Raw genomic sequence first — 21,146 nt, 5'->3', positions numbered from 1 at the left:
GTTGGCGGGGGGGGGGGGGGGGGGCGGGGGGGGGGGGGGGGGGCCGCCGGGGGGCGCCCCCCCCCCCCCCCCCCCCCCAACGCCGCCGGTCGTCGTCCGGGCCCGCCGCAGGCCGACCAGTTCTTATGAAACAGGCCCTAGCCGGTTGGCTCCGCTCGGGCCGCGCGTCGCGGGAACGGACGGAGCCAGCCCCGCCAAACACAAATCGGTGCAGGTCCTTACAAAGCCTGAACATTGATATGCCAGGGTGCGAATATGATGAAAATTGGTATATCTTGGACACATCGCGTGAGACCGTACCGTCGGCGGCGACACCTGCTCACGGTCCTGTCGCTCGTCGGAGCGCTCACCCTGTCGGCCGGCTGCGGGCTCTTCCGGGACGACCCGGAGCAGCACGAGGCCGGACCGGTGTCCACCGTGCCCACCGGCTCCTCGACGCACACCCTCGTGGTCGACGGGCAGGAGCGCCGCTTCCGCCTCTACCGGCCGACCAACCTCGCCGGGTCGACCCCGGCACCGCTCGTGGTCATGTTGCACGGCGCGCTCGGCACCGGCAGCCAGGCGGAAACCTCCTACGGCTGGAACGCCCAGGCCGACCAGGAGGGCTTTGTCGTGGCCTACCCGGACGGGATGAGCCGCTCCTGGGCGGTCAGCCCGGACTGCTGCGGACCACCGGCCCGGGACGGCGTGGACGACGTCGCCTTCATCCAGCAACTGGTGGCCACCGTGGCCGACCAACTTCCGGTGGACCGCAGCCGGATCTACGCCACCGGGATCTCCAACGGCGGGATGCTCGCATACCGCCTGGCGTGCGACACGAAGCTGTTCGCCGCGATCGGGCCGGTGGCGGCGACCCAACTCGGCCCGTGCTCGTCACCGGCACCGATCTCCGTGATCCACATTCACGGGATGGCGGACCAGACGGTGCCGTTGAACGGTGGTCCGGGCAAGCGGGACAACGACGGGACCGGGCGAAATCCGGTCAAGATCGACGGGCCGCCCATCCCCGACCTGCTCGGCGAATGGCGTACCACCGACGGATGCCCGGCGCCGGCGACGACCGCCTCGGGCCCGGTCCGGACCTCGGTCGCCACCTGTCCGGGAGGACGGGCGGTCGAGTTGGTCACCGTCGAGGGCGCTGGCCACCAGTGGCCCGGTGCCGCCGGCCCCGGACCGCAGGCGCAACGCCTGCTCGGCCTGGATCCACCCGCGACCGCGCTGGACGCGACCGAGACCATCTGGCGTTTCTTCGACGCACACCCCCGAACCGGCGGCTGACCCGCACCGGCGGCCACTGATCCGACAGCTCACGAGAGGGAGCAGCAGATGCCCAGTAGTGGTGGCAGCCCGGCTGCGGTCGAGGTCGCCGACCTCGTCAAACGCTATCCCGGGAGCACGAACGCAGCCGTGGACGGGCTGTCCTTCACGGTTGCCGGCGGCGAGATCTTCGGGCTGCTGGGACCCAACGGCGCCGGCAAGTCGACCACCATCGGCATCCTCACCACCCGGCTGCGGGCGTCCGGGGGCCGGGCGCTCGTCAGCGGGATCGACGTGGTCGGTGACCCGGTCGCGGCCCGCGCCCAGTTGGCCGTCGTACCCCAGCACAACAATCTGGACCGGTCGCTGACACCACGACAGAACCTGCTGTACCACGCCGCGTACCACGGCGTCAGCCGCGCCGTACGCAACGCGCGGGCCGATGAGCTCCTGGACCGTTTCGGCCTGCAGGATCGGGCGGACAAACGGATCGAGGCGTACTCGGGCGGCATGGCGCAACGGCTGATGATCGCCCGCGCGTTGATCCACGAACCAGCGGTGCTCTTCCTCGACGAGCCCACCAACGGTCTGGACCCGCAGTCCCGCCGGCTGATCTGGAGCCGGATCCGCGAGATGCGCGAGCGCGGTGTGACGGTCGTCCTGACCACTCACCAGATGAACGCGGCCGCCGCTCTGGTCGACCGGGTCGGCATCGTCGACCACGGTCGGCTGCTCACCGCGGACACGCCGGGCAACCTGGTCAGAGGGCTCGCCGGACGATCGATCCTCGACCTGACGGTCACCCTGGCCGCGCTTGACGAACCGGACGAGCTGCTGAGTGCGCTCTCCGAGGTCTCCGGCGTACGCAAGGGTGAACGGCTCGCCGACCCGCCGCCGCCCGGGGCCGGGGCCGGGGCCGCCAAACTCCGTGCCGTCCTCGGCCTCGGCGGCGGGTCGGGGTTCGGCGCGGGCACGCCCGCCGCATTGACCGCGCTGGCCCGGGAGCGGGCCGTCGCCACGCTCGCCCCCGACCCGGGCGGGCGTAGGCGCGTCCGGATCCGGCTGCATCTCGCCGCCGACCCCGCCACCGTGCTCGGACCGGCGCTCACCGTCCTGACCACACGGTCGGCGACCCTCACCGACGTACGCATCGGCGAGCCGAGCCTCGAAGACGTCTTCATCGGACTGACCGGAAGGGACCCACGGTGACCGACCTCGACGCCCCGCCGGTTGCCGCAACGAGCTTCGCGGCGGCACCCGCGCGACCTCGCGCCCACCGGGCCTTCCTGGCCATTCTGCGCCGGGACCTGCTGGTCACCGTCAAGGAACTCTGGGTCATCCTGGTCCAGGTCGGCCTCACCCCGCTGTTCATGCTCTTCGTCTTCGTCAAGGTGCTCGGCGGGCAGGGCGTCGTCAGCCGGAACTTCGCCGACCTGTTCCTGCCCGGCATCGTCGCGCTCGCCGCGCTCACCACCGCGCTGCAGAGCGTCGCACTGCCACTGGTCAAGGAGTTCGGCTTCACCCGGGAGATCGAAGACCGGCTCCTCGCCCCGCTGTCGACGAACCTGGTGGCGGTCGGCAAGCTCGTGGTCGCGATGCTGCGCGGGCTCGTCGCCGCAGCCCTCATCTACCCACTCGGGGCGCTGATGGTCGGCTCGGCCCCGTGGCAGCCCGGACGGTTACCGATGGTCCTGCTGACGATCCTGCTCGGCGGATGGATCGGCGGCGGCATCGGCATGACGCTGGCGATGATCCTGCCCATCCAACGGATCAACATCACGTTTTCGCTGGTCGTGACCCCGATCATCTGGACCGGTTGCATCCACTACCCGTGGCCGCGGCTCTCCTCGATGCCGTGGTTCCAGACGGTCACCGCCCTCAACCCGATGACCTACGTCTCCGAGGGCGTGCGCGGGGCCATGTTGCCCGGCGTCGCGCACATACCGGCCTGGGTCTGTCTGCTGGTGCTGACCGGAGTGGCCGCACTGGTCACGGTCACCAGCGTCCGAAGTTTCAGTCGGCGTGCCGTCCAGTGAACGGCACGGTCACCGCGTCTATCGGAGGTGTTCGTCGATGAACGTGCTGGAACCCCCCAGGTCAACGGCCCCCGCGTCGGATGGCTCGTTCGCCGCCTGGTTGGCCGATCGGGCCGGCCGGCTGCTGCTGCAGGTCCGCGCGGAGCACGGTCACCACGACCCGGCCGCGTTGAAGCGCGCGGGTGATCGGGCGGCGCACCAACTGCTGCGCGTTGAACTGGCACGGCACAGAAGCGCCGACGCCGTGCTCTCGGAGGAGGACGACGGCGCCCGGCAGGCCTGGGCAACGGGTACGGCCGACCCTCTGCCGGAGCGGCTGGGCGCCGACCGGGTGTGGATCGTCGACCCGCTGGATGGGACCCGCGAGTTCTCCGAGCCGGGCCGGACGGACTGGGCGGTGCATGTCGCACTCTGGCAACGGAACGCGCCGACGGAGCACCGCCTGGTGGCGGGCGCCATCGCCCTGCCGGCCCAGCTCCGTACCCTCGGCACGGAGACACCCCCGACCCGGCCGCCGGCGGTCAGCGGTCGGACCATCCGGTTGGCGGCGAGTCGGAGTCGGCCGCCGGCGTTTTTGACGAAGTTGGCGGACGAGGTCGGTGCCGAGTTGGTGCCGATGGGATCGGCCGGGGCGAAGATCGCCGCGGTTATCACCGGTGAGGTCGACGCGTACGTGCACGCGGGTGGTCAGTACGAGTGGGATTCGGCGGCCCCGGTGGCGGTGGCGACGGCCACGGGATTGCACGCTTCCCGCATCGATGGTTCCGCGTTGAGCTACAACGAGGCTGATCCCCGGCTGCCGGACCTGGTGGTCTGCCGGCCGGAGCTGGCCGCCCCACTCCTCGCCGCGCTGCGGCAACACCTGACCCCGGTGCCGGCACCGGCCACGGCAGCCGGGTGATCCGCGATGACGACAAACGACACGACGCCCGCGGCGGCGTACCGGGTTTCGCACCTGGACGCGATCGAGGCAGAGAGCATCTTCGTCATGCGCGAGGTGGTGGCCGAGTTGGAGCGCCCGGTCCTGCTCTTCTCCGGCGGCAAGGATTCGATCGTGATGCTCCGGTTGGCCCAGAAGGCGTTCGCGCCAGCCCGGATCCCGTTCCCGGTGATGCACGTCGACACCGGGCACAACTTCGACGAGGTGTTGGACTACCGGAACCAGCGGGTCGCCGAACTCGGCCTGCAGTTGGTGGTGGCGAGCGTACCCGAGGCGTTGGAGGCAGGTCTGGTCCGCGAATCCGCCGACGGGACGCGGAACCGGATCCAGACCCCGGTCCTGTTGGCGGCGGTGGAGAAGTACCGGTTCGACGCGTTGTTCGGCGGGGCGCGGCGGGACGAGGAGAAGGCGCGGGCCAAGGAGCGGATGTTCAGCTTCCGGGACGACTTCGGTCAGTGGGATCCGAAGAACCAGCGGCCGGAGCTGTGGTCGCTGTACAACGGGCGGCATCACCCGGGCGAGTCGATCCGGGTGTTCCCGTTGTCGAACTGGACCGAGCTGGACGTCTGGCACTACATCGCCCAGGAGCGGCTGGCGTTGCCGTCGATCTACTACGCCCACGAACGTACGGTGGTCGAGCGCGACGGAATGCTCTATGCGGTGAACGAGTTCATCGTGCCCCGAGGTTCGGAGGAGCCGTTCAAAGCGCGGGTGCGGTACCGGACCGTCGGCGACGCCTCCTGTACCGCGGCGGTGCTGTCCGAGGCGGACACGGTGGACCTGGTGATCGAGGAGGTCGCGGCGACCCGGATCACCGAGCGGGGGGCGACCCGGGGTGACGACCGGGTGAGTGAGACCGCGATGGAGGACCGCAAGAGAGAGGGCTACTTCTGATGGCTACGACCGGGGTCGCGGTGGTCGAGGGCGCAGCGTCCGAGGGTCGGGCGATGGACCTGTTGCGGTTCACGACGGCGGGCAGCGTCGACGACGGCAAGTCGACGCTGATCGGTCGGTTGCTCTACGACACCAAGTCGTTGTTCACGGACCAGTTGGCAGCCGTGGAGGCGGCCAGCGCGGCCAACGGCGACGAGTACACGAATCTGGCGTTGCTGACCGATGGCCTGCGGGCGGAGCGGGAGCAGGGCATCACGATCGACGTGGCGTACCGGTATTTCGCCACGCCCCGGCGGAAGTTCATCGTCGCCGACACCCCGGGGCACATCCAGTACACCCGGAACATGGTCACCGGCGCCTCCACGGCCGACCTGGCGTTGATCCTGGTCGACGCCCGTAAGGGCCTGGTCGAGCAGTCCCGCCGGCACGCGTTCCTCTGCTCGCTGCTGCGGGTGCCGCACCTGGTCCTGTGTGTGAACAAGATGGACCTGGTCGGCTGGTCGCAGGAGGTCTACGAGCGGATCGCCGACGAGTTCACCGCGTTCGCGGCGAAGTTGGAGGTGCCGGACCTCGCCGTCGTCCCGGTCTCGGCGTTGCACGGCGACAACATCGTGACCCGCTCGGAGCACACCCCGTGGTACGAGGGCCCGTCGCTGCTGCACCACCTGGAGCGGGTGCACATCGCCAGTGACCGCAATCTGGTCGACGTCCGGTTCCCGGTGCAGTACGTGATCCGCCCGCAGTCGACCACGGTCACCGACTACCGCGGCTACGCCGGCCAGGTCGCGTCGGGTGTGCTGAAGCCGGGAGACGAGGTTCTGGTTCTCCCCTCCGGGTTCACCTCCCAGATCGCGGCGATCGAGACCGCAGACGGACCGGTCGCCGAGGCGTACCCGCCGATGTCGGTCACGGTCCGGTTGACCGACGAGATCGACATCTCCCGGGGCGACCTGATCTGCCGGCCCCACAACGGCCCGGCGGTCGCGCAGGACATCGAGGCGATGATCTGCTGGATGGACGAGGCCACCCCGCTGCGTCCCGGCGCGAAGTACGCCATCAAGCACACGACCCGTACCGCCCGGACCGTGATCCGCGAGCTGCACTACCGACTTGAGGTGAACTCGCTGCATCGGGACGAGGCCGCCACCGAACTCGGACTCAACGAAATCGGCCGGGTCCGCATGCGTACGACCGTCCCGCTGCTCGCCGACGAATACCGGCGCAACCGCACCACCGGCGGTTTCATCCTGATCGACGAAACCACCAACCGCACCATCGCCGCCGGAATGATCGTCGACACCAATTGACCTACGGTAAGGGCCCTTCCCGCTACCGGAAATCGGAGCGGAAAGGGCCCTTCGTCACGTCTCAGACGGTGAGGGTCCAGGCGTTGATATAGCCGGTGTCACCGGAGAAGACGTCCCGCACCCGCAGCAGCCAGGTGCCGTTCGCCGACTCGGTGGAGAGATTCGCGGTATAGGTGGCGTTGACGTTGTCGGCGCCGTCCAGGAAGCTCTGGTTCTTCAGCCGGTAGGCGGTACCGTCCGGTGCCACCAGATCGATGATCAGGTCGCCCCGGAAGGTGTGCACGATATCGACCGCCACGGTGGACGCCGAGGAGGCGCTACGGTTACAGCCGGTGATGACGATGCCGCTGGTCACCGCCGTGTTGCTGTCCGGTATCGCCACATCGGTGCCGTTGGTGCCCGAGCAGCCGCCGCCACCCGAGCCGGTCACGGTCAACGAGTACGTGGCGCTGCGCGTGCCCGCAGTGCCGGCACCGGTGACAGTGACGCCGTAGGTGCCGGCAGGGGTGCTCGCCGAGGTGGCGATGGTGAGCGTGGACGAGCCGCCCGAGGTCACCGTGGCCGGGCTGAACGAGGCGGTGGCGCCACTCGGCAGACCGCTCGCCGACAGGCTCACCGACTGCGCCGAGCCGCTGGTGGTCGCGGTACTCACGGTGGCGCTGACCGAGCCGCCCGGCGCGGTCGAACCGGCCGTCGGCGACACCCCGACGGAGAAGTCGTCGGCCGGTGGAGTGCCGCCGCTGCCCACGTAGAGCAACTGGTTCGGGGTGCCGGTGCCGACGTTGGTCACCACGTTCGGGGTGGAGTTGCCGACCAGGTAGTCGCGGACCTGCTGCGGGGTCCAGGACGGGTTCGCCGACAGCGCCAGCGCCGCCGCGCCGGCGACGTGCGGCGACGCCATCGAGGTGCCGCTGATCGTGTTGGTCGCGGTGTTGCTGTCGTACCAGGCCGAGGTGATGTTGACGCCCGGCGCCAGGATGTCGACGCAGGTGCCGAAGTTGGAGAAGCTGGCGGCCGCGTCGTTGTTCTGCGTCGCACCTACGGTGATCGCGGAGGCCACCCGCGCCGGGGAGTAGTTGCAGGCGTTCTGCCGAACGCCGAGGGCGTTGCCGTTGCCGGCCGCGACCGCGTACGTGACGCCGGAGTTGATCGAGTTGTTGATGGCCGTGTCTAGCGAGGAGTTGGCGCTACCGCCGAGGCTCATGTTCGCCACGGCCGGCTTGATCGCGTTCGCGGTGACCCAGTCGATGCCGCCGATCACACCGGCGTTGGTGCCACTGCCCGAGCAGTTCAGCACCCGTACGCCGACCAACTGGACGCCCTTGGCCAGGCCGTACGTCGAGCCGCCGACGGTGCCGGCGACGTGCGTGCCGTGCCCGTTGCAGTCGTCCGCCGAGCCGCCGTCGACAGCGTCGTAGCCGGAGGTGGCCCGGCCGCCGAAGTCGTTGTGGGCGAAGTTGATACCGGTGTCGACGATGTACGCGTGCACGTTGGTCGCGGTGTTCGGGTAGGTGTACGAGCTGTCGAGCGGAAGGTTGCGCTGGTCGACGCGGTCCAGGCCCCAGGACGGGGGGTTCGGCTGTGTCCCGGAGATGCGGACCGTGTGGTTCTGCTCGACGTACGCGACATCGGGGTGCGCGGCGATCCTGGCCGCCGCCTTGGCGCCGGCGGTGATCTCGAAGCCGCGCAGCGCCGTGGAGTAGGTCCGAGCGACCGCTCCGCCGTGCTGACCGACCAGCCTGCTGGCGGTGGCACCGACCTGCGCCCGACTCACCGCGCTCTCCTTGAACACCACGATGTAGCTGTCGGTGACAGCCGTGGCACCGCCGGCACTACGGATGTCGCCTTCCGGTTCGGCCGCCACGGCCGGCGAGGCCGCTGTGAGGGCCAGCATCGCGACGGCGCCCACCACAATTGATCTTTTCGGGAGACTCATTCTCCCCTCCCTCCGATTCGGCCCTTCGTCCGCTCGCCCACGACGAGGAATCGATGATGGCCGATTGAGAAGAGATTACTAAATGATGGCGGCAGAAGACAGATCCAGGGCCCCCTATACCGCTCATAAGATGGAGGTCAAGGTATGGCAATTCATTCCAGATCACGGGCTTGGTGGTCATTCCGAGACGAGCCATCGATTCGTCACCAGCCTATGCGCTTCAGCCCACCCTCGCCCCGTTCGGAAGGCCGGAGGTTGACTATCCGCCGCGCCGGCGCGACTGGCTCGGGTTGTCACTCGACCTGAAACGTCGCGGTCGATGCGAGTCGCAGGGTGGCCCCAGGCCGAAGTGGGTGTCGTACGCCGGGTTCAAGCCGCCGTTGGTCCAGCCAGGTACCGTTCGTGGAGTACAGGTCGGTCACCGTCGCGGCCCCGTCCGGCGCAGTCGTGACAGCCGCGTGTCGTCGCGAGACAGCATCGTGGCCGGACAGCGCGGCCGCCGCGGGCGAACCGGGGTCCCGACCGAGGATCAGGGTTACTCCGGCCTCGAGGACTGTCTGCCACGGCGGGTCGAGCAACGCGATCATCAGGACGGTTTCGAGCACACTGAGGCAGTGCGGGCACATCCGGCTCCCCGGCGGACACGCCGTTCCGCACGACGGACAGGTGATGTCCACGGCGACCGGGTCGATCGGCTGCGGGGTGACGAGGTTGTCTACCTCGATGACCGCCGAGACGGCGGTGAGGTTCGCATAGCAGTCCGGGTTGCCGCACACGATGTCACCGGAGCCGACCGGTGCGCCGCAGGCGCGGCAGATCAGCCGCTCCATGTCGATTCCCCGACGCCGATGCCGCGGGCCCGCAGATGATCGGCGATCTGGTCGAGCTCGCCGGGCCGCGGGATCCCGACCAGCCACAGCCGGCCGTCGAGCACGCCGGTCTGCAAGCCTGCCCGGACGAGCTGAGCGGCCTCGCCGTATCGCTGGTGGCCCAGCGGGCTGAGGGTGATGACGCGTTGGTTCGCCGAGCCACGCAATGGGGTGTCGCCGTTGTTACGCCGCTCGACGTACCTACCCGCGACCACGGCGTCGCAGCTTGCGCGCAGCTCTGGCAGCCGTGCCGCACGCGACCAGCCGTATCCCGTATAGAGCAGGATGTCGATCGGCCGGGTGTGCCGCCAGGTGGTTATCCCGCGCAGGAGCGCGGCGAGCGCGACCGGCTGCTGGAGCGGTTCGCCGCCGGAGATCGTCACACCGTCGATCCCTTGAGGAAGTGAGGTGAGCCAGTCGAGCACCTCCTCGACGGGGACCGACCGGTCGGGGCGGCGAGGCCAGGTGTCCCGGGCGAGGCAGCCGGTGCAGGCGAGGGTGCAGCCTTGCAGCCAGATTCCGGCCCTTCTGCCGTACCCCAGGGTGGTGACCGGGTGGTGGAGGCGACTGATCTCGATAGTCGTCATGACAGCTCCACGGTGATGACGTCGGCCTGACGCCGCCAGGCCGTCACGACGAGCGACGTCGTGTCGCCGGACGCCGGCGCGTCGCCCGCCGGTACCGCCAGCCGGTCGAACAGGGCGCGGGCCAGCGGGTTGACGAGCGCGGTCTCCAGGGCGGAGCCGATCCCCCGGCCGCCTCGGGCCAGGTCGCGCGTGCACTCCCTGAGCACGCGCGCATGGACCGGCTGGTCAAGCGTGACCGACACGTGGTGTTCTTCGCTGAGGCGCCGGAGCACGTTGCCGAGTTGGAGTTCGAAGATCTGTTCGGCCGCTTCCGGCCCGATGAAGTCGAATACCACGACATTGTCGCCGAGGCGGTTGAGCAGCTCGGGCCGACCAAGGACCCGGGTGAAGTGATCCTCGATCGCTGCCCGCACGATCGTCTCGACCTGGTCGTAGGGAGTGCCCGGCGTAGCCGTCTGCGTCAACTGGCCCGTGCCGTCGTCGACGTACATGCCGAGGTTGCTGGTGAAAATCAGGATGCATTCGGAGAAGTGGGCAGTACCGCCGCGGCCGTCGGTGAGCCGGCCGTCCTCGAGGATCTGCAGGAACTTGTCGAGGATGCGCGGGTGGCTCTTCTCGATCTCGTCGAACAGGATCACCCGAAAGGGTTGCTGACGCACGGCGTTGGTGAGTTCTCCGCCGGCTTCGAACCCGACGTAGCCCGGTGGAGCGCCGATCAGCCGATCGCCGGCGTGCTCGGCGGAGAACTCGCTCATGTCGAACCGCAGGTAGGCCGCCTCGTCGCCGAACACCACATGGGCCACTGCCTTGGCCAACTCGGTCTTGCCCACCCCGGTCGGACCGGCGAAGAACAGAACTCCGCGCGGGCGTGCCGAAGCCCGTGCCGCGTGGGCGCCGGACAGGCCGAGAGCGGCGCGTTTGAGGATGTCCAGGGTTTTGGTCACGGCTTGGCGCTGGCCGATGATCCGCTGGGGCAGGGACCGTTCCCCGTCGCGGATCCGGGTGTGCAGGTAGTCGCGGCGCCAGGGATTGTCCAATACCCCGAGCTTGAACGTTCGGGTCGCGTCGGGCCACTGCTCCGGGCTCAGCCCACGATCGCGTGCCAGCCTGGTCACCTCGATCATGCCCTGCAGGGTGAGTCCTTCGGACTGCTCGGCGAACGAGCGAGCCCGCTCGTGCAGCGTCGCGTCGGGGATCTGGCCGTGCAACAGCCGGCGGGCGCAGCGTTCCCGATCGCCGTAGTCCGGTCGGGGCAGGCTGATAACGCGGATCCGGTCCTTGCCCGCGGTCAGCCAGGCCGGCAGGTCACTTTCGTTCTCCACCAACCAGATCATCGGGTTGTACAGGCTCTGGGTCCGACCGGATTCGGCCGCGACCGGCCGCGCCGACCGGGCCAGCTTCTCCATGCGGCGCAGGAACTGCCGCTCGGCGTCGTCCGGATCGCTCGGATGCCGCAGCAGGTGCGCCGCTCGGACGATGGCTGCCGCCCGCACAGTGGTGCGTGGCTGGGCGATCGCGGCGAGCTGGACGAACAGCGCGCCGAGGTCGGGCGTCGGGCCGCCGGGACGGTACCCGTCGCCGAGGAGGGCACGGGTGGCAGTCGTCACGTCGCTTCTGCCGATCTGGTGCACGACACCGGAATCGATCAGATCATGATCGAGTACGAAGGTGTAGCCGCTCCGGTCCAGCAGCTCACGTATCACGTCGGTGAGGGAGAGCAGCCGCACCCCGGTGGGCGTGTCGATGAGGTACGAATCGTGGGCGTTGCCCCACAACACGTACTGCGACTGGGTCGGCAGTGTCGCGTGCAGTTCGCGGGCGAACGCCGGCCAGCCCGCGAGGTCGTCGATCACCGTATGTCTCCCTCCGCCTCGCGGCTTCTGAGCCGCCGCCGGGGCTCAGTGCGCTGCTGCGGCGCCGTGCGGGGCGTGGGTTCGGCGCCCGGGTGACGCAGCTCGGTGTGCGCGCACGGCAATCCGGCCTCCCGGAGAGTGGCCAGTGCCTGTTCGAGGTCGGCGCACCAGCGGTGCTCGGCTGCCGTGTCGGCGTGGGGGTTCTCGCCGGGTCCGGTCCGGTAGACCATCGACTGAATCCTGCGTGCCCTTGCGTCGACTTTCAAACGCACCAGGTGGTCCGCGTCGTCGGGTCGGCTCACCGCGAGCCTGCCCGTGCTGGGTTGCCCGACGCTGAACTCGGTGCCCACGCTGTAGCCCAGCTCGGTCAGCGCGTCCGCCACAGCGTCCTGGACCGCGATCGCCAACGCTCGCTCCTCCATCTCCGACCGCAGTTGCTCAACCTCGTTCAACAATTGGTCGTTGAGCTCCGCCCGGCCGGACACCACGTCGACGAGGCCCGCCCTGGCCCGGTCCAGCGCGCCGGTGTCAAGATCCTGCTGCGCCGCGTACGGTTCCATCGCGTCCAGCAGTTCCGCCGCGACGACGGCATCCGAGCGCCGGACCCGCACCAGCTTGTTGGCCTCCTGCACCCGCAGTTGCACCTGCCGCAGGCGCGGCCGTCGCTCGTCGGGCCGGCGCCAGACGTCAGCGGCGGCGGCCTCGGCTCTGGCGCGGCCCTCGGCGGCGGCCATCGGGTGCAGGCCCGCGAGGATGCGCACCACGGCGGCGGCGGGGTCCGAACCACCGCCGGGCAGCGGCTCTGGCTCGCCAATCCCGTCCGCCGCGGTCCGCAGCGCCGCGGCCGACACCGGTGGCAGCAGGTCCGCGAGACCCCGTGCCGCGGTGACCGCCCGGGCGGCGGCGGCGCGCCTGAACACTCCCGCCAGGACCCGGTCGACGTCGTCGCACCAGGCGTCCCAGACCGATTCGGACGCCGAGACGGAGGGCTCAGCCAGCGCGGGCTCCGCCGGCAGTCCTTGCTGTGCGAGGGCGGACGCCGCATACGCCGCGTCGACCCGGGCGGCGGCCCGGCGTTCAAGTCGCAGTTCCCAGGCGTGGACGGCCTGGTCCCGCTGCGACTCCTGGGCGGCGACGGCCTGCCGCCGTGCGGTGGTGTGTGCCCGGATCCGCGCGTTGCGGGCGGCTGCCTCGGCTGGGCTCACCTGGAGTAGCTCGCCGAGTGCCGCCGTGGCGCGGATTCCGACGATGGTTGCGGCGCCGATCACGGCCGCCACCGGGAACACCACCACACTGCCAGCGCTCATTCCGCTTCGCCCCCGTCTCGCCGCTCAGTGGGTTCGCTGCCGAGCAATTCACGGCTTCGTTGTCGCCGGACCTGACCGAAACGCCATATCCGGGTGCCGGTCCAGCCGAGATGCACCACCGGCCCGATGAGCGCGACCATGGCGACGGCCAGTAGCGCTGCCGACCAGAGGAACGGGCTGCCGCAGCAGCAGGCCAACGCCAGCACACCGAGCAGCAGCGGCGGAGCGCCGCCCCGGACCCGGTTGGCGCCCCTGCGAAGCGCCGCCCAGCCGGTGGGCACGCGACGGACCAGCCACCGCATTCGGTCGAGCGCGGACCAGCGCGGATGGTAGAAGGATCCAGTCCGCACCGCGAGGCCGACCTCGGCCAGGGTGGGCACCAGCCATTCCGCGACGGGGATCGACATGTCTCTGATCACGAGACGTGGGTCGGGAGAGAAATGGGGCAGGAACACGGGAGCGGCGACGACCAGCGCCCAGATCATGGAGGCCGCCGCGGCGAGCGACAGGGCCTTCGGCCGCCCGGCCCTGAGCTGCTTCAGTTCCTCGTCGAGAACGCGCTGTCCCCGGGTACGGGCCTCGACGATGCCGGCGCACTCCTGCACGGCGGCGGGGACGACCGTCAACACACACAGCGCGCTGGCCACGTCGGTCACCGGAGGCAGTGCCTCGAACCAGTCCAGGTGCTCGGTGACCTCTTCGCGATCCCGAACCGCGCCGTCCAGCAGCGGTCGCAACCGATCCGGATCGGCGGCGACGCTGAGCAGGACGGCCCGGTGCTCGGTTCGACGCGCCGCCAGCATCGACGTAGCCTGTGGTGGCAGATCGACCCGGGTGGCGAGCGCGTCGAGGTCCTGTGCCGAGCTCCGCCAACGGGCGTCCACCTGCACCAGGGCCTGGCCGTCGCCGAAGTCGGCGAGCACCGGCAGGAGCGAGTACCGCCACAGGTCACGCACCGCCGAGGCCGCCCGGCCGTCCGGCTCCCGCACCGCCACAGCCGCGACATCGGCAAGGTGCTCCGACCCCACTCGTAGCCCCAGGTAGGTCGCCGGTTGCCCCCGGTCCAGCCAGCGCAGCAGGTGCACCATTCGCACATCGGGGGTGTGATCCGGGTGGGTCAACGCCTGGTCGATCAGCCGGATCCGTTCGTCGACATCGTCGTCGAACTGCTCCAGCCAGGCGCGCAGCACGCGCCACCCCTCGCCGGGGTCTCTTCGCGTGCCGACGCGTCGCAGGAACATGTCCACCGCGTCGCTCCAGTGGGCCGCCATCGCGCGTGCGACCTCCGAGCGGGTGCGGTAGGGCACCCCTTTCAGGATCAGCGGCGTCGCACGTCGCGTCGAGGCCGGACGGTGCACCTCGGGCGATCCGCCGGACAGCCACCGCCGGACCTGCGCCTCACCCCACCGATGGTCCGGGTCGCTGACCAGGAGCCCTTCGCAGAGAAGCCGCAGCCGGTGGTCCGCGACGCCGTCGACGGATGCGCCCCGGACCGTCACCTCGTGCTGGATGATCCGCTCGTCGAGACCCTCGAACGGGGCTTGGCCGGTGGCCAGTTGCCGGACCACCACACCGACGGCCCACCAGTCGCCCGCCGGGGAGTAGGCGCCGGCGAAACTCTCCGGCGCCGCATAGGCGAACGTCACGCCGCGGCTGGTGAATCGCACCGATGCTGGACCGAGGTACCTGCTCAGTCCGAAGTCGGCCAGCGCCAGCCCGAGGTCCGGAGGAAGGCTCCGGACCATGATGTTCGACGGTTTGAGGTCGCCGTGCACGATGGTCGCCGAGTGCAGTTCGCCGAGCGCCTCGGTCAGCTCGGCGACCACGTGCCGCAGCAGTTCCGGCGGCACCGGGCGGGGGTCCTGGCCGATGAAGTCCGCCAGGGTGCCAGCCGGTAGATACTCGGTCAGCTCCCAGCGCCGGCCCTCAGCGACGCCGAAGTCGATGGGCGTCACCAACCTCTCGCTGCGCAGCCCGATCAGCCGGTCGACCGCGTCCTCGTCGATGACGATCCCCGGCCGGTAGATCTTCAACACCCGGTCGTCGCCCGCCGCGTCGCGTAGTAGAAAGACGTCGGCCTCCGCGCCCGCCGGCAACGCCGCGAGGACCGACCAGCCCGACACCCGGTCGGGCAGCCGCAGCAGACCGGCGCTCACCGGTACGGCCACAGCGGACTCGGCCGGGTGCTCCCGGCGTGTGGCGGGAACCTGTGGCCCGGGGTCGACGGCCCGATCGGTCTCGCGGCGCGTCGGCGGCACGTCACCCTCGGCAGGCGGTCGCGGGTTCACCTGCCGCCTACCGCCCGCTCGATCGCGTCGTGGCGTGGTGACCCGTCGCGCTGGCGCCAGCCCTACTCACGGCGGATCCCCTATGGACAGCGGGTGCGAACCCACGGCCACCGACTGATGACCGGCGGCCAGCGTGGTCTCAAGCTCGCGCAGGAACGAGTCGATCTCATCCGCGATCCGGTCGGTCCGCAGTCGTTTTATGCGCACGTACAACACCCACGCCATCGGTCCGAGGATGGGGACAACAACAGCCACCACGACACCGCCCAGGATCCAGACCGGGCCCGCACCCTGACGACTGAATGCCCACGGAAGCAACAGGGCGGGGAGAGTGACGGTCGGAAGTTGAAGCGAGATGAGAAGGATGAAAAAAACGTCCATCGACTTGATCTGGTTGACCCAGCCTCGCCGGGTCTCCTCGCGCAGACCTTCCATCGCCTCCTCGAGGCGCCCATGCAGCCACGCGGTCTGATCGCGCTCCAGGCGGGACAACGGCAAGGATCGGGAGGCCGAACGTTGCCGGTACTGTGCCATCACCCGGAGGGCGCGGCCACCGGCGGCCTCACCGCGGGCCGGGACAGCCGGCGGCCACTGCCGTGCAGCCTGCTCAAGGATGAGGTAATAGCCACCAACAATCGGCATGGCCATAAACACCAGGACAAATGAGATCAGGAAGCTGAGGCTTTCCCCGGTCGCATAGGGGGCCACCACCACACCAAGAATCAATCCCAGGACGAAGGTCATCGCCATGCCCTGCCCCAGCAGCAGGGCTGCCGGGTTCGCTACCACGACGGCGCGTTCGAACCTGTTCAAGGATTCCGCCAGATGCAACGCCGCAGCCAAGAGGGCAACAGGCAGCAGGGCGACGAAAAAGACCGCCAGTGCGTAGGTCTGCAAAATCTCACCGAGCGAATGTGGTTCTTCTGCTCGTGAGTAGTAGTACGGAAAGGCGGCGAGGATCGCTGGTCCGACCGCACCGGCGAGAATCCTCGTCAGCCGTCCGGAAACCCCGGACTTCTTCGCGGGCTCCTCGGGCGGAATCCAGGTCGGGTGGACGTGCGCCTCCAGCGCCTCGATCAACCGGGTGACGTCGAGGCGGAACGTGCCGTGCCGGATACGCTGCGACTGGCGTGCCGGAAGCTCGCGCATGTCCGCCGGAAGGTCATCCGCCACCGGGACAGGAGTCTCGCCCAGCAGGACCGGGACGACAACCGTGCCCGGCAGCCGCAACGCCTCCGCGATCTCCCAGCGGACCCAGTCCTTCGCCGGCCAGGTCGCCCGATGCCGGGTCTCCGCCAGCCAGCCGGGACCGATGATGGCGATCAGCACCTCGGCGTCGCTCAGCCGGGCCCGGAGCTGGTTGGGGTACCGCTCGCCGACGGGGATGGACTCCACATCCAGGAACACCTCGGTGTCCCCGAAGTGCCGCCGGAGCCGGTCGGCGAGCGCCTCGACCAGAGCGGGTTCGCTGCCGTCGCCGGCCTCGCGAAAGTGGCGACGATAGTTCACGAAGATGCCGCTCATGCTCACGCGATCCGTCGGGTGGAATCGTCGGCCGGTCCAAGTCCGTACGTGTCGGCTCGCGCCGACGGCCTCAGGACCTCGGTGAGCCGGGCGGTCAACGGTGCGACCGTGGGGTCCTGGTACCAGGGGGCCAGCAGCCGACGCAGTCGGCGCAGGTCGGTCCGGATGGTCGCCGAGTCGACCAGTTCGATGCCGTCCAGCACGTCCGGAGCGAGTTCCAGGGCCGCATCGAGGTCGCCGGCGCCGACGTGGGCGAGCAGTCGGCGAACGCCGTACCGGGCGCGGGCCCGGCCCGCCGCCGGGCTGATCCTGAGCACCTCCCGGTCGAGGATGTGCGCCGCCTCCCGGTACGACCCGAGATCGACCAGCCCCCACCCCTGCACGATCGCCGCCGGATCCGGCATGTTGCCCGACCCGAACACTTGCGCCCCGCCGGCCAACTGTCGGTGCGCCCGACCCACCTCCACCACCGCCGCGTGGAAGTCGTCCGACCTGCCGATGAGGGCGGAGCCCTGAGCGACCCGTTCCATCGCCAGCCGCCGGAGTTGCGGCGGAGCGTTCGCGTCCCTCACCACTGGCGCGACAGCGGTCAAGGTGCGCGCCGGATCGTCGTCGTAGAGGGCGATGTCAGCCTGACGGATTGCGAACAACCGGCCAAAATCCCGGTCACCGCCAGCCTCGGCAAGAGCGACAGCGGTGCGGGTCCATCGCAGACAGGCCGCGTCGTCGCCGGCCTCCTGTGCCATCCAACCGGTGAACTCGGCGTACCGGGCGGCCAGGTGAAGAATCTCCAGGCGTTCGGCCAGCATGCTGACCTCGGCGAGCCCTCGCAGAGTCCGCACCTGCGCGGCGAGGGTCGGTAGCAACACCCGAGGGCTGGTCGTCTGCGCCGCCTGACGCATCCGACGCAGCAGCTCTTCGAACGGTGGCGCACCGTCAACCGAGCGGTCCGGCGGCGTCGACGCAAGCCACGCCGCGGGCAGTGGGACGGGATTCGGGTCCGCTCCCCGGGACAGCGCCACGGCAGACCGGCCTCGCGGATGCCCCGGCGACTGAGAGCTGATCTCCAGGGCCGCGTCGTTGCGGAGGATCATCACCTGCAGCCGTCCCAGGTGCGGGCTGGGAGTCAGCCCCAGCTCGGTGAGCCGGTGGGCCAGATGCTGGTATTCCCGGAGGGCGTCTGCCTGCCTACCGCCGCGGTACAGCGCGACCATCAGTTGCCCGACGAGTCGTTCCCGCAGTGGGTGTTCGGCGACCAACCCCGTCAGTTCGGAGGCCATCGCCTGGTGGTGACTCAATCGCAGGTGGACCTCCACCCGCTCCTCCAGGCCGCAGATCCGGCGCTCGTCAAGCTTGGCCGCCCAAGCCTCGATCCACGAGGTCCGCACCCCGTCGAGCGCCACCGCTCCGCGCCACAGGCTGAGTGCCTCGTCGTACGCGTCGATCGCCGCCTGGTCCTGGTGGCGCCCGCTGAGCCGACGAGCCTCGTCGAGGAGCTTGTCGAAGACCAGCGCGTCGAGGTCGCTCCGCTCGACGTTGATCTGGTAGCCCTCAGGGGCTCCACTGATCCGCTCTCCTTCGGCCTCTCCGTGGAGTTGACGCCGCAACTGCCAGACGCAGTTCTGCAGCTGTCGTCGCGCTGTCGAGGGAGGGTCGTCCCACACCACCCGGACCAGCCGATCGTGCGTCACCAGCCCGTTCGGCCTGGTCAGCAGCCCCGCCAGAATCCTTCGCTCCCGATGACCACGCAGGACGACAGGGCGGCCGTCCCGGAGAGCCCGCAGCGGACCGAGCACCGAAAACTTCACTGGAGCCTCCAGCCATGGGAGAACCCGAATATACGCGGTCATCGTTTCGACCACCTCGGCAATTCGGGCCGCCCAGACCACCCTGCTCGTTGGCGGAAGGCACATCTGCGGTATCGGCATGGCGCCCTCACTCCCTCCACCGCACGTCGACCCTTCCACCTCGACTGAAGCAGAGTCGGGCGCGGTATGGGAGCGCCGCATACCAGAACGGTGAACACGTCGATGCCGGAGAAATTCGACTCTCGCTTCTGATGGGAGCATGCGGCGGAAGAGGGGCGAACGAATGAACGACGACGTCGGGACCTGCGTGTTCTGCCAGATCGGTGCCGGCACGGCAACGGCTCTTCGGATCTATGAAACCCCGCAGACGATGGCATTCGTCCCGCTGCTACCCGCAACCGCCGGGCACACGCTGGTGATACCTCGCAGGCACGTGACCGACCTGTGGGCCTTGGCCTCGGAGGACGTCCAGCCGCTGATGGACACCGTTCTCGACGTGTCCCATGCCATCAGAGAGGCACTTGCGTCGGACGGTCTGAACCTGATCATTTCGGCCGGCCAGGCTGCCTCACAGACGATCCCGCACCTTCACATACACCTGGTTCCCCGCTGGCACGATGACCCGATCCAGGCCATCTGGCCGGCGCGGGCACCCACAATCGACAGCGCCCGGCTTGAGCGGACCGCTGAACGGATCCAGGCCGCCATGCCGCCCTGTTCCCGGGCGTCTCGGCCCGCAGCAGGGGGACGACATGTCGGCCAGGTCTGACACCCGGACCATGACGGTCAACTGCGCCTCGCCACGCGGGTAAGCCACCGACCGCGTACGGGAAATGCGGCGGTGGCCAGTCCACTCAATGCCTCCGCGGATCTCAACGTTTGCCCCATGCGCTGGCCGCTCATCGACGATCGCCAGCGGAAAGGCATAAGGACCGGACCAATATGCGAATGCCTGGCCGTATGACCAGGCACCAAGGGAGGAAACCGTGAAACTCAACCGAAAAGTCGTGCACGGACTCGTGACTGCGGCCACCGCCTGCAGCACCACGCTGATCGCCTTCCCCGAATCGGCGTCGGCCGGGGTCGAAACCAACTGCACCGTCCGCTCCGGCGGTCCGGTCGTCCTCTACTACGGGCAACAGCAGCAGGGCGCCTCCATCTGCCTCAACGGCCTGATCAACGACATGAAGAGCCCGGCTCTCTACTTCGGGCCGTCCGGGTCCGGCCACGGCACCCGGGTCTGGAACAACGCCGGCTCGGCATCGAACTACGACACGACGTGGCGGCCGGTGATCTGGTCCGAGCCCGGCATGACCGGCCCGTCGTACGCGCTGGGCGTCTGCTGCGATGCGGGCAGTGCGCCGTACAACCTCGCCGGTCTCACCAACGACAACCGGTCGCTTTCCTGGTCCCCCAACTAGCCATCATCCAGACACGTCAAACCCTCGTGGCACGTGACGCCGTCGGCTCTGTCGCCGCGGCGTCATGTGCCACCGATTACAGCCGGGGGCAGCGAACATGGCATCGCACGGACGAAGAACCGCCCGGTGGGGCGCACTCATGCTGCTGCTCGCAACCGCGGCGGCTTGCTCCCCCGACCCGGACGGCACAGCTGAGCGTGTTGGCGTGGGTGGGATCACCATCACCAGTCCGCCCGCCGTCACCGAGATGCGCGGCGCCGACGGTGCCGCGGGACTGGTCCTGCCCATCGCGGCGTACCGGCTCGACGGCGAGCAGCGCGTCACCCTGGACCGGGCTCGATCCATCCTGGTCAACGACTGCATGCGACGCTTCGGGATCGATCGCGGACAGCCCGCCGCAGCCACCGGCGGCGCGGGCCCTGAACCGATGTCGCGCCGGTACGGCGTCACCGACCCGGCCGTCGCCGCCAGGTGGGGGTACCACCTCGCACCGGGCGAAGGCAGCGTCGCTCGCACCAAGCCGGGTGCCGCCGTGCCGCCCGCCGAAATGCTCGTCTGGACCGGCAGCGAGGACGGCCGCCCGGCGCCAGCCGGCCAGCCCACCCGCACCTACCAGGGGCACGAGGTGCCCGCGGGCGGCTGCGCGGGCGAGGCGGGCCGCAAACTGCAGCTCACGAGCCCCGAGGACATCGCCGAGCACCTCGTCACCTCGATCGACTTCAACGCCTTCGAGCAGGCGCGGGCGGACGACCGGATGCGCCAGGTGTTCGGCAGATGGTCTGCGTGCATGCACGAACAGGGCTACCACTACGTCGACCCGTTGACTGCTGCGGCAGCCGCGGATCTGCGCCCGGCCACGCCCTCAACCGCCGAGAAGCGGACCGCGACCGCGGACGTGGCGTGCAAGACCCGTAACAACGTCGTGGGCGTCTGGTTCTCAGTCGAGTCCGCGTACCAGACCGCGATGATTCAGGCGCACGCCCAGGATCTGCGCGCCGCCCAGCAGAGGATCGCGGTCGTGGTCCGGAACGCGCAAGCCGTGCTCGACCACCTCGGCGGGTGATCGGGCGTGGGATACCACGACTCGGTCTGATCCCCGCAGCATCTCGACCCCGCCGG

The 21,146-nt window shown here is 69.6% G+C and carries 17 protein-coding genes; 9 read left to right on the top strand and 8 right to left on the bottom strand.

From position 1 onward, the window contains the following. Positions 1–288 precede the first annotated feature (288 nt). From ACIBTX_RS10035 to ACIBTX_RS10010, 6 genes are read left to right on the top strand one after another with little or no spacing between them, the layout of a single operon-like run. Positions 289–1,278, top strand: a complete 990-nt coding sequence (locus ACIBTX_RS10035; RefSeq protein WP_357174067.1) for a PHB depolymerase family esterase — start codon at positions 289–291, stop codon at positions 1,276–1,278. A 48-nt stretch (positions 1,279–1,326) separates the two neighbouring features. Next, positions 1,327–2,466, top strand: a complete 1,140-nt coding sequence (locus tag ACIBTX_RS10030) for an ABC transporter ATP-binding protein (protein ID WP_357174070.1) — start codon at positions 1,327–1,329, stop codon at positions 2,464–2,466. Beyond that, entirely contained in the window at positions 2,463–3,293 is an 831-nt protein-coding gene (locus ACIBTX_RS10025; RefSeq protein WP_357174073.1) for an ABC transporter permease, read from the top strand. The genes ACIBTX_RS10030 and ACIBTX_RS10025 overlap by 4 nt, the downstream gene beginning before the upstream one ends. Before the next feature lie 37 nt (positions 3,294–3,330). Beyond that, complete coding sequence (locus tag ACIBTX_RS10020) at positions 3,331–4,194, top strand: 3'(2'),5'-bisphosphate nucleotidase CysQ (RefSeq protein WP_357134589.1); 864 nt, start codon at positions 3,331–3,333, stop codon at positions 4,192–4,194. Between the two features lie 6 nt (positions 4,195–4,200). Next, on the top strand, positions 4,201–5,127 hold the full coding sequence (gene cysD, locus ACIBTX_RS10015; RefSeq protein ID WP_357174076.1) for a sulfate adenylyltransferase subunit CysD: 927 nt from the start codon (positions 4,201–4,203) through the stop codon (positions 5,125–5,127). Further along, positions 5,127–6,434: a GTP-binding protein gene (locus ACIBTX_RS10010; RefSeq protein WP_357134592.1), complete on the top strand. Its 1,308-nt coding sequence runs from the start codon at positions 5,127–5,129 to the stop codon at positions 6,432–6,434. The genes cysD and ACIBTX_RS10010 overlap by 1 nt, the downstream gene beginning before the upstream one ends. A 61-nt stretch (positions 6,435–6,495) precedes the next feature. Here the strand turns inward: ACIBTX_RS10010 and ACIBTX_RS10005 are convergent, their stop codons facing one another. From ACIBTX_RS10005 to ACIBTX_RS09970, 8 genes are all read right to left on the bottom strand, one after another. Then, a complete protein-coding gene (locus ACIBTX_RS10005) occupies positions 6,496–8,370 on the bottom strand; it encodes a S8 family serine peptidase (RefSeq protein ID WP_357174079.1) in 1,875 nt (624 codons plus the stop codon). A 293-nt stretch (positions 8,371–8,663) separates the two neighbouring features. Then, positions 8,664–9,200, bottom strand: a complete 537-nt coding sequence (locus tag ACIBTX_RS10000; RefSeq protein ID WP_357174082.1) for an FHA domain-containing protein — start codon at positions 9,198–9,200, stop codon at positions 8,664–8,666. Continuing rightward, positions 9,188–9,826: a 4Fe-4S cluster-binding domain-containing protein gene (locus tag ACIBTX_RS09995; protein WP_357174085.1), complete on the bottom strand. Its 639-nt coding sequence runs from the start codon at positions 9,824–9,826 to the stop codon at positions 9,188–9,190. The genes ACIBTX_RS10000 and ACIBTX_RS09995 overlap by 13 nt, the downstream gene beginning before the upstream one ends. After that, a complete protein-coding gene (locus tag ACIBTX_RS09990) occupies positions 9,823–11,553 on the bottom strand; it encodes an AAA family ATPase (protein WP_357134598.1) in 1,731 nt (576 codons plus the stop codon). The genes ACIBTX_RS09995 and ACIBTX_RS09990 overlap by 4 nt, the downstream gene beginning before the upstream one ends. 122 nt (positions 11,554–11,675) lie before the next feature. Continuing rightward, the gene (locus ACIBTX_RS09985) at positions 11,676–12,986 is read right to left on the bottom strand and encodes a hypothetical protein (RefSeq protein WP_357174087.1); all 1,311 of its coding nucleotides are present in this window, start codon (positions 12,984–12,986) and stop codon (positions 11,676–11,678) included. Beyond that, positions 12,983–15,154: a protein kinase gene (locus ACIBTX_RS09980; protein ID WP_357174090.1), complete on the bottom strand. Its 2,172-nt coding sequence runs from the start codon at positions 15,152–15,154 to the stop codon at positions 12,983–12,985. Before ACIBTX_RS09980 ends, ACIBTX_RS09985 begins: the two co-directional genes overlap by 4 nt. 186 nt (positions 15,155–15,340) lie before the next feature. Beyond that, positions 15,341–16,798: a toll/interleukin-1 receptor domain-containing protein gene (locus ACIBTX_RS09975; RefSeq protein ID WP_357174093.1), complete on the bottom strand. Its 1,458-nt coding sequence runs from the start codon at positions 16,796–16,798 to the stop codon at positions 15,341–15,343. A gap of 2 nt (positions 16,799–16,800) precedes the next feature. After that, positions 16,801–18,606 (bottom strand): AfsR/SARP family transcriptional regulator, encoded by a 1,806-nt coding sequence (locus tag ACIBTX_RS09970; RefSeq protein ID WP_357134605.1) that lies wholly within the window; start codon positions 18,604–18,606, stop codon positions 16,801–16,803. A gap of 283 nt (positions 18,607–18,889) precedes the next feature. Between ACIBTX_RS09970 and ACIBTX_RS09965 the strand changes: the two genes are divergently transcribed. The 3 genes from ACIBTX_RS09965 to ACIBTX_RS09955 all read left to right on the top strand — a co-directional run bounded on the left by ACIBTX_RS09965 (position 18,890) and on the right by ACIBTX_RS09955 (position 21,090). Continuing rightward, on the top strand, positions 18,890–19,375 hold the full coding sequence (locus tag ACIBTX_RS09965; protein ID WP_357134607.1) for an HIT family protein: 486 nt from the start codon (positions 18,890–18,892) through the stop codon (positions 19,373–19,375). Between the two features lie 217 nt (positions 19,376–19,592). Further along, positions 19,593–20,027 (top strand): hypothetical protein, encoded by a 435-nt coding sequence (locus tag ACIBTX_RS09960; RefSeq protein WP_357134609.1) that lies wholly within the window; start codon positions 19,593–19,595, stop codon positions 20,025–20,027. Positions 20,028–20,232: 205 nt separating this feature from the next. After that, positions 20,233–21,090: a hypothetical protein gene (locus tag ACIBTX_RS09955; RefSeq protein ID WP_396832330.1), complete on the top strand. Its 858-nt coding sequence runs from the start codon at positions 20,233–20,235 to the stop codon at positions 21,088–21,090. Positions 21,091–21,146 lie beyond the last annotated feature (56 nt).

It is taken from the genome of Micromonospora sp. NPDC049359, from assembly GCF_044466585.1.
In the GTDB taxonomy this organism is placed as follows: domain Bacteria; phylum Actinomycetota; class Actinomycetes; order Mycobacteriales; family Micromonosporaceae; genus Micromonospora.
Note: the sequence above shows the minus strand (reverse complement) of the source record. Positions and strands in the feature narration are given on the sequence as shown.